The sequence below is a fragment of the Sphingomonas sp. 37zxx genome, assembly GCF_000786205.1.
Lineage (GTDB): Bacteria > Pseudomonadota > Alphaproteobacteria > Sphingomonadales > Sphingomonadaceae > Sphingomonas.
Genome location: NZ_JROH01000078.1, coordinates 1 through 3,382 on the forward strand (window position 1 = coordinate 1; position 3,382 = coordinate 3,382).

Consider the following 3,382-nt stretch of genomic DNA (forward strand, 5'->3'; position numbering starts at 1 on the left):
TATGTCGAGGGGTTATTGGAAGTGCCCAGGTTAGGAACCTCCCAGATTCCGATCAGACTATGTTCCGACAATACGTGAGCCTGGCGCACTATCTGCGCTCGCGCTCGTGGTGCATTCCTGATGCTCCACTTGCGATCGATGACATAATCGGCCTCGATGCCGTCAAATTTCACAGGCCGCTTCGAGCCATCGGGCATGGTCCGCATCAGTGTCGGGGCCAGACCGGGGCGTCCGCCGGTCGCGGAATCATTATCTGCTTTCCACGGCTTGTCGGATTTGATGTTCTCCTTGACCCAACCGATCTCGGGCGGGTCAAAGGTAGGGCGAAGCCGGGCTGGCCGTAGTTGGCGCACTGACGAAATCCTGCCAAGCGCGGCCCCCGGTGCGGCTATCAACGCGGTGGTGCCCGCGCCTGAGCCTACGGTCCGGCCAATTTCGCGCGGCGTCGCATTGGCTATCGCATCCGCCGCGCGGGAGATTTGGACCGGGGCCGGCGTATCTTCGGCGGCGATCGCGGTATCGATCATCTCGGCGATCACGCGCCTGGCGTTGCCGACATGTGGTGAGCGGATTGGTCGTCAGGGCGGAATATGTGCCCTTCACCGTCGCTTCGGCGACATCGTAGAGGCCCTCTCCGACGCCGGCGGCGAATTCAGTCATCGGATTTGGCCGGTCCTCGCGCCGTGAAGTCGAGCGGTTACCCGCTCCTTGCACGGGACGCGGATTTTCGGCCCGCGGCTTGGTTACGGTCTGCGGCTTCGCAGGTTTATCGCGATAGACCCTGGCGGCGCTACCGCTCGCGCGGTTGCTTTGGCTCGCGCTGCCGGCGCCATGGTAACGTCCGGAGCCCGCAAAGGTGAAACGGCCGTCTGCCGGATCGTGCCAGGGATTGAACTTCAGCTCGATACCTTCAGGGCCTCGGATCGATGCCAGCCTGCCGGTACGCAGCCATTGTGAAAATGCGTGTCGCCGCTCGCTATCCGAAATCTCGATCATGCCGCCTCACCCCTGTTGCGGCGAGAACATCTGAGCAACATTCTCCAACAAGTCAAGCCGGGGAAAACGCCATTGCCGGGCCGGCGCGGTTCGATGGTGACGGTGGAGCGGGTAGCGGGAATCGAACCCGCGTATTCAGCTTGGAAGGCTGCTGTACTACCATTGTACTATACCCGCGCGGGCTTCCGATTAGCGCCGGCGGCGGCGGGGCGCAAGATGGTTGCGGCGGCACTGGCGTTCGCGCGGGCGCTGGCATAGATACCGCCGCCTCATGGCCCGTATAGAAACCCCCAAGCGCGTGCGCGGCACGCAGGATATTTTCGGCGACGAACAGCGCCGCTTTCAGCGTGTGGTCGACACGTTCGATCGCGTGCGGCGGCTCTATTGCTTCAACCGAGTCGAGCTGCCGGTGTTCGAATCGACGGCGGTGTTCGCCCGCTCGCTGGGCGAGACCACCGATGTCGTGTCGAAGGAGATGTACAGCTTCGACGATCGCGGCGGCGAATCGCTGACGCTGCGGCCTGAGTTCACCGCCGGCATCGCGCGGGCGTATCTGACCGAGGGCTGGCGGCAATATGCGCCGCTCAAGCTGGTGACGCACGGGCCGGTGTTCCGCTATGAGCGCCCGCAAAAGGGGCGTTATCGCCAGTTCCACCAGATCGACGCCGAAGTGATCGGCGCGCCCGAACCCGCCGCCGAGGTCGAATTGCTGACCTTTGCCGACCAGTTGCTTAAGGAACTGGGGATTGCCGATGGGGTGACGTTGCAGCTCAATACGCTGGGCGATGCGGCGACTCGCGATGCGTGGCGCGATGCGCTGGTCGAGCATTTCATGGCGCATCGCGGCGATTTGTCGGAGGACAGCCTGGCGCGGCTGGAGAAGAATCCGCTGCGGATTCTGGATTCGAAAGACCCGCGCGACCGGCCGATCGCCGACAGCGCGCCCGATATTGATGCGTATCTGACGAATGAGGCGAGCGATTTCTTTGCGGCGGTGACCGGCGGGCTCGATGCGGCGGGGGTGGCGTGGACGCGCAACAGCCGGCTGGTGCGCGGGCTCGATTATTACCGGCATACCGCGTTTGAATTCGTGACCGATCGGCTGGGCGCGCAGGGGACGGTGCTTGCGGGCGGGCGCTATGACGGGCTGGTAGAGAGCCTGGGCGGGCCGGAGACGCCGGGGGTTGGCTGGGCTGCCGGGATCGAGCGGTTGGCGATGTTGGTGGAGGAGACGGCGGCCGAAACCGTCGACGTGGTGGTGGTTGCCGAGGATGATGGATTTATCCGCGAGGCGCTTGCGGCGGTCGCTGCGCTTCGGCGTGCCGGCGTGGCCAGTGAATCGATCACGACTGGCAGTCCCAAGAAGCGGTACGACAAGGCGCTGAAGGCCGGCGCGCGCCAGGTGGTGAGTTTCAAGGGCGATCCCGGTGGCCCCGGCCACCGAAGCCTTGTGGCGAGCGATGCTGAGGTGGAGCACGTAGCGCATATTCTGGCGGCGTTTTCGGCACGGCCCGCGTGACGCGCGCTAGTTTAGACCGTTACTCCAGCGGGCGCTGCGGTCTGCCCGATGATGGTGCGTGCTTGTGGCCCTGGACCCCAGCCTTCGCTGGGGTGACGAAGGGGGCGTGGGTGGCTTTGACGCTGCGGTCGGTGGCATGACCCGCATCTCTCCCGAACGGATCGCGCAGATCGAGGCGCGGCGTGATGAGTTGCAGGCGCAGATGGCGACCGGCGACTTGCCGAGCGACCGATTTGTCGCGGTGTCGAAGGAATATGCTGAGCTGGAACCGGTCGCGCAGGCGGCGGGGGACGTGCGGCGGCTGCGTGCCGAGGCGGTGAGCCTGGCGGCGATGACTCGCGAGGCCGATGCCGAGCTTCGCGCGATGGCGAGCGAGGAATTGCGATCGAACGAGGTGGCGCTGGAGCAGGCCGATCGCCGCCTCGCGCTGGCGCTGTTGCCGCGCGATGCGGCGGACGAGCGCGCGGCGATGCTGGAAATCCGCGCCGGCACCGGCGGTGACGAGGCGGCGTTGTTCGCGGGCGACCTGTTGCGGATGTATCAGCGTTATGCCGAGCGGCAGGGGTGGAAGGTCGAGCTGATCTCCGCCAGCAGCTCGGAGGCGGGCGGGTGCAAGGAAGTCATCGCCAGCGTCGCGGGCAAGGGCGTGTTCGCCAGGCTGAAGTTCGAAAGCGGCGTCCATCGGGTCCAGCGGGTGCCGGTGACCGAAAGCGGCGGGCGGATTCATACGTCGGCAGCAACGGTGGCGGTACTGCCCGAGGCCGAAGAAGTCGATGTCGACATCCGCAACGAAGACCTGCGGATCGACATTTACCGCGCGTCGGGTGCCGGCGGTCAGCACGTCAACACCACCGATTCGGCGGTGCG

General features: G+C 65.4%; 3 protein-coding genes and 1 tRNA gene. 2 read left to right on the forward strand and 2 right to left on the reverse strand.

What is annotated here, in order from left to right; translation table 11 throughout:
- The coding region (locus tag QU44_RS18380; RefSeq protein ID WP_156141248.1) for a hypothetical protein at positions 1-539 on the reverse strand (539 nt) is incomplete at its 3' end.
- A 560-nt stretch (positions 540-1,099) separates the two neighbouring features.
- Positions 1,100-1,173: transfer RNA gene (locus tag QU44_RS16390), tRNA-Gly, on the reverse strand.
- Positions 1,174-1,267: 94 nt separating this feature from the next.
- Between QU44_RS16390 and hisS the strand changes: the two genes are divergently transcribed.
- Both hisS and QU44_RS16400 read left to right on the forward strand, forming a co-directional pair.
- Positions 1,268-2,515 (forward strand): histidine--tRNA ligase, encoded by a 1,248-nt coding sequence (gene hisS / locus QU44_RS16395; protein ID WP_052135030.1) that lies wholly within the window; start codon positions 1,268-1,270, stop codon positions 2,513-2,515.
- A 136-nt stretch (positions 2,516-2,651) separates the two neighbouring features.
- A partial coding sequence (locus QU44_RS16400) for a PCRF domain-containing protein (RefSeq protein ID WP_033923488.1) occupies positions 2,652-3,382 on the forward strand: 731 nt, incomplete at its 3' end.

Coding starts and splice junctions, on each gene's coding strand:
- hisS (WP_052135030.1), top strand. CDS start 1,268: ATGGCCCGTATAGAAACCCCCAAGCGCGTGCGCGGCACGCAGGATATT.